Below are 5,945 nucleotides of genomic sequence, written 5' to 3' on the forward strand. Positions count from 1 at the left end.
CTGCTGCGCTTGCTGGTGTGTTCACGGTTGCCGAGGGAGCCATGATCGTCGGCGAACGAGCCCGTCTGACTGCCGAACTCGCCGACACCGGCGCGATGATCGCAGTGAAGAGCGCGCGTTCCATTGTTTCGGATGTAGTCGGCAGCGGGGTCGAGCTTGCGGTCGTGAACGGTCCGCAAAACTACGTTCTGTCCGGCGATCCTGGAGCCGTCACTTCCGCCGCAGCTGCTCTGCGCGGCAGGAACGTCGATGTGACCGACCTTCCGATCACCAGAGCATTCCACTCTGCGCATATGGAAACGGTAAGCGCCGCGTTGGCAGAATATCTACGGTCGGCCGGCGTCAATTTCGTTCCACCTCACACCGACCTCGTCTCGGACACCACCGGTGAGTTGATCAGCGGGGTCTTGACACCGGGGTATTGGGCAGAACACACGCGTAAGCCGGTTGACTTCGCTGCAGCCGTCTCGACGACAGTCGAGCGAGGGGCGGACCTGGTGATCGAGTTGGGCCCGGGTGGCCTTCTCGAGCTTTTCGAGAACGCCGAGGGCGTAGCCTCTGGTCGTCGAATCCCCACCGTGGCGCGAGCCAATCCCGTTGGTTCGATGGATCGCGCGCTCGCGCAAGCGTGGCTCACAGGATGTTCCGTGGATTGGAGGGCCACAACACAGCGTCCTAACGTCGCGATCGCCTTGCCGAATTACCCGTTCCAGCACAAGAACTACTGGGTCTCGCCTGATCGGGGCACAACGAATTCGAGGGTCGTTTCCGCCCCTTCACCAGTAGTCCGGAATGACCTGAAGACCAACAGACGTCGGTCCGCTGATACCCCCGAGAACGACCGCGGGCGTCTGGAGACCTTGCTTCAAGAGGAATTGAAGACCTTGCTCGGTTTGTCAGCCTCGGAGCGCCTCAGCCCATCGACCGGTCTGTTCGACCTCGGGCTCACGTCGGCCATGGTTGTGGAACTGCGTGATCGGATCGAATCGGTCACGGGTCGTCCGATATCGTCGACGGTCGTCTTCGACCATCCGACTATCGAGAGGCTCGCCGCGCACTTGGCGACGAACGCGAACCTGCCCCCCGAGAGCGGAACCGCTCCTTCTCGGGCACCAGACGCCTCCGTGCCCGACCCGGCTCAGGAAGTCGGCGGTCGGGTGCCGGGCGTCGAAGCGCCGACGCAATGGGAACTCGGCACCGAACCTGTCGCCATTGTCGGCATCGGTTGCAGGCTTCCCGGCGGAGCGAACGACCCCGATGCTTTCTGGCAGTTGTTGGCAAGAGGCTTGGACGGTACAAGCGAGGTACCCCGGGAACGGTGGGGTATCGACGACTATGTGGGACTCGACCGTGAATCGACGATTGGTCGAGTTCCTACTCGCGCAGGGTTCGTCGATGTGCGCGTCGACGAATTCGACGCAGACGCATTCGGGATCTCTCCGATGGAAGCGCGCAGCATGGATCCGCAACAGCGCTTGCTCTTGGAGGTCGCCATGGAGGCGCTCGAGGACGCCGGATATGGCGAAGATGCGTTGCGCAACAGTGCAACTGGTGTCTATATCGGAATAAACACGTCCGACTACATGCAATTGGCTAGCTCTACCGGTGTGACGATCGATCCGTATTTGGCGACCGGCAACACCTTCAGCGTTGCGGCCGGACGGCTCTCGTACCACTTGGGCTTGCAGGGGCCGAGTATGGCTGTCGATACAGCATGTTCGTCGTCCCTGGTGGCGCTGCACCTTGCACTGCGTAGTTTGCGATCGGGCGAATGCAACGCCGCGTTGGTCGGCGGCGTCAACTTGATGTTGAGTCCGGCCACTACCGTCAGCCTGAACAAACTCAACGCGTTGTCGAGTGACGGTCGCTGTAAACCGTTTTCGGCGTCCGCGGATGGGTATGGCCGTGGCGAGGGCTGTGGGGTTGTCGTTCTCAAGCGGTTGTCGGACGCGGTTGCTGACGACGACCATGTTTGGGCCACGGTGCGTGGTTCTGCGGTCAATCAGGATGGGCGGAGTGCAGGTTTGACCGTCCCGAACGGCCCAAGTCAACAGGCGGTAATCGAAGCAGCTCTGCGCGATGGGTCGGTCGACCCGCGGTCGGTCACTTACGTTGAGGCCCACGGAACCGGAACACCTTTGGGCGATCCGATCGAAATGAACGCTCTCGTATCCGCACTTCGTTCCGGCAAGGACCGCGATGCCCCTATCAGTGTCGGCTCGGCGAAATCGAATCTGGGCCACCTGGAAGCGGCTGCAGGGATCGCTGGTCTGATCAAGGTCGCCCTGATGCTACGCCACAAACAGATTCCGAAGACGCTGCATTTCGATGAGCCGAACCCACATATCGATTGGACCGCTCCACTCTCGATCCCTACGGCGCTCAGCGACTGGCAGCCACCAGGCCCGCGACTTGCTGGGCTCAGTTCGTTCGGGTTCAGTGGCACCAACGCTCATGTGGTGCTGGAGGAATTCAGGACGACTCGGTCCGATGCGCACAGGTCGACCTCAACCGAGCTTCTTCTATTGTCCGCGCGGACGGAGGGCGGACTCTCGGATACCCGACAGGTGTACCGGGACTGGCTGCACAAGCATGCAGCGAATGTGAATTGGTCCGACATCACGCGCACGGCAGCGGTACTTCGACCACACCATGCGGTCCGTTGCGCTGTGCTGGCGAAATCGGCAGTTTCGGCCGCCGACCAGCTGGATGCGCCGGCCGACGGTGCTTTGACCGGCACGGTGTGGCCAGGAAATACACCAAGATTGGTATTCGTCTTCTCCGGTCAGGGTTCACAATGGCCGGGGATGGGCTCCACCCTCCTAGCCGACGCCACCGCGCGCGCGACTTTGCTTCATTGTGAAACGCGGATAATGGAGCTTGCTGGATGGTCCTTGCTCGAGCAATTGACAGCGGGCAGTGCCGATTGCCTTCTCGAGATGACCGAAATTGCGCAGCCCGCGATCGTCGCGGTGCAAATCGCTCTTGTCGACTTGTGGCGATCATGGGGTATCGAGCCGGATGCCGTTGTCGGTCACAGCGTCGGTGAGTTGGCAGCGGCATACTGCAACCGATCGCTGGACATCGATGCGGTGCTGGAAATCGCGGTGAACCGCGGCCGAGTGATGCGTGAAAGTCGTGGGCAGGGTGCGATGCTATCGGTCGGATGCGCGTTGGATACCGCACTGGATCTGGCGTCCGCCGAGGCTGACGTCGTTTCTGTTGCGGCCGAGAACAGCCCTGTCGGCACGGTCCTTTCCGGCGACAAGCAAGCACTGGCCAGGATCGAGTCCGTCGCTCGTTCTCTTGGTCTCTCCGCCTCTTGGATTCAGGAGGAGTATGCATTTCACAGCTATCAAATGACGTCGCTCCGGGATCAATTGATCGCATCGATTTCCGGTATATCCTCATCGCGTCCGAGCGTAGATACTTTCTCGACTGTGACCGGTACCAAAGTGCCCCGGGAATTCCACTACACTTCTCGATACTGGGCTCAGAATATGACCGATAGGGTTCGGTTCAAGGATGCGATGAGTGCCGCGTGCGAAGGCGCGGAGAGTGTCACGGTCGTCGAGATCGGTCCGCACGGGGTGTTGGGGTCCGCAGTCGCGCAGTCTTGCGCGACAGACGTCGAACGAACGACTTCGATGCGTCGTTCGATGCCGGTTCGTGACAGCATGTTGAGGGCTGCAGCGCTTCTGCACGTTCGTGGTCACGATATCGACCACGCTTCGATGCAGCATATTTCGGGTAAAAAAGTGGAGTTGCCTACCTACAGATGGCAGCGAGCGCGGCATTGGCTCGATGTGCCTGCCTCCGCGGTCCGCGCCGTCCGACCGGATTCTCTCGAAGGATCCTTGTACGAAGTGAATTGGGAACCGTCCGACTCCAACCCAAGCGGCCCCGGGATCAGCGAACTACCCGAGGGTGGTTGGTTGGTTCTCAGTTCCGATGAAGCTATGGCTACCAGCCTGGTTCAAGAATTCACCAAACGGGGCGAACACGCTAACTTTGTTGATTTCGGCGGTGTGGCAGCGGAACTCGGCTCCAGCGACCGAGGGGAAATGCTGCGGGCGTGGGCTGGCGAGGTGGTGAGGCAGCATGAGCCACTTCGTGGGGTCGTGCATCTCGGGTCCCGAAAGATATCGATGTTCGACGACGGAATCGATCTTTTGTCCGACGCCGTTGCACTGTCGTGTGCGACTGCCCTCGGTGCAGCAGCGGGACTGATCTCACATCGAACGCGAGCGAAACTGTGGATCGTCACCTCGGGCGGAGTGGAAGCCGGTGCCACCGCTATCGACCTTGCGGAGGCACCGGTGTGGGGGCTCGGTCGCGTCATCGGTCTGGAGCACCCTGAGATTTGGGGTGGTCTGATCGATCTCGACCCATCAGATTGCGACGAAGCCTGTCCGGTGATCGCGGATGAGGTTCTCGAGGCCGACGGGGAAGACCAGATCGCGTTTCGACGAGGGCAACGTCTGGTGGCGCGTCTTAGGTCAACGAACTTGCCGCACAACGATATACAGGAACCAACGATCTCATCGGAGAGGGCGTATCTAGTCACCGGCGGCCGAGGTACCCTCGGAATCAGGATCGCAGACTGGCTGTCCAGTCGCGGTGCGCGCCACATCATTCTGTTGGGCCGCTCGCCCGTGGAGACCAACGGCGGCGACGAACACGGCGGTCGTGTCGAGGCCGCGATCGCACGCTTGAAGTCTGTTGGCGTCGTCGTACACTCGGTGGTAGGAGACGTGGCGGACCAACTGCAGATGGACCAATTGTTTTCGCCGGGTCAACCGTGGCCGCGAATCGGCGGAGTCGTACACGCTGCGGGTAGTTTCGTGCCGTCTCAACTGTGCGATCTCGACTGGGCACTCTTCGATGACACTCTGCACGCGAAGGTGCGGGGTACCAGAGCCATCGAAATAGCGTCGTCGCGGACACCATTGGACTTCTTGGTGTTGTATTCGTCCGGTTCTGCAGTGTGGGGTTCTGCGCTGGCTGGGCACTATGCGGCCGCAAACTACTTTCTCGACCTGACCGCGCATGCACGTTCGCGAGCAGGTATGCCGACCTATGCTGTCGGCTGGGGCTGGTTTGCGGACAGTCGGATGGGTTCGGGTCACAAGTCGTACTTCGAATCGATGGGCCTGGCCGCCGTTCCCGACTCGCTTGCGTTCGCCGCTCTCGATCGGTTGGTAGGGTCCTCGAAGCCTCAGCTCACCGTCGCCACGGTCGATTGGGCTCAGTTCAAACCTGTAATGGAGGCAAGGCGCCGGCGCCCGTTACTTGCTCGAATGAAGTTCGACGTCGACAGCGCCGGTGCTGGAACAGATTTCACATCCTCAATAGGCGTTTTGCAGGCTTACAGCGTTCGTAAGCGGATCACGGCCGACGCTCTACAGCGTGAGGTCGCAATCGTCCTCGGCCGCGATCCGGCGAGTCGTCTGGATCCCGATACCGGCTTCTTTTCCGTTGGGATGGATTCCATTTCGAGCGTCGCGCTGAAGCGTCGATTGGACTTGATGATTGGCAAGGCAGTACCGGTTACCGCAACGTTCGAGCACCCCACGATCAACGAACTGAGCGTCTTCGTGCTGGAGGAACTACTGGGCTATCGCGAACAGACAGAGGCAGTGGCCGAACCCGAAGTCGATGGTTTGGATTCGTTGTCCGAAGAAGAATTGTTGGCACTGCTGGACCGAGAGTTGGAAGACAATGACCACTGAATCAATTGACCGACCGACCGTGCCCGCCAACCGACCGGTCGACCGCGAAGATGTCGTACGCCGTGCGCTGAGTGAACTTCGCTCCGCGAAGTCCGAGGTGGCCGAAAGCCGCGCGCGCAGCTCTGAGCCTGTGGCGGTGGTGGGTGTGGGGTGTCGTTTTCCTGGTGGTGTGGTCGGGGTGGAGAGTTTTTGGGATTTGTTGGTTTCGGGTGG

The 5,945-nt window shown here is 60.7% G+C and carries 2 protein-coding genes; both read left to right on the top strand.

Features of this window, described 5'->3' with window-relative positions; genetic code table 11:
- Window positions 1-17 precede the first annotated feature (17 nt).
- Complete coding sequence (locus tag AB0P23_RS25300; RefSeq protein ID WP_363799778.1) at window positions 18-5,732, top strand: beta-ketoacyl synthase N-terminal-like domain-containing protein; 5,715 nt, start codon at window positions 18-20, stop codon at window positions 5,730-5,732.
- Window positions 5,722-5,945 (top strand): beta-ketoacyl synthase N-terminal-like domain-containing protein (locus tag AB0P23_RS25305; protein WP_363799779.1); only part of this gene is annotated, 224 nt, incomplete at its 3' end. The genes AB0P23_RS25300 and AB0P23_RS25305, both read left to right, overlap by 11 nt.

It is taken from the genome of Rhodococcus sp. NPDC077669 (genome assembly GCF_040686915.1).
GTDB lineage: Bacteria > Actinomycetota > Actinomycetes > Mycobacteriales > Mycobacteriaceae > Rhodococcoides > Rhodococcoides fascians.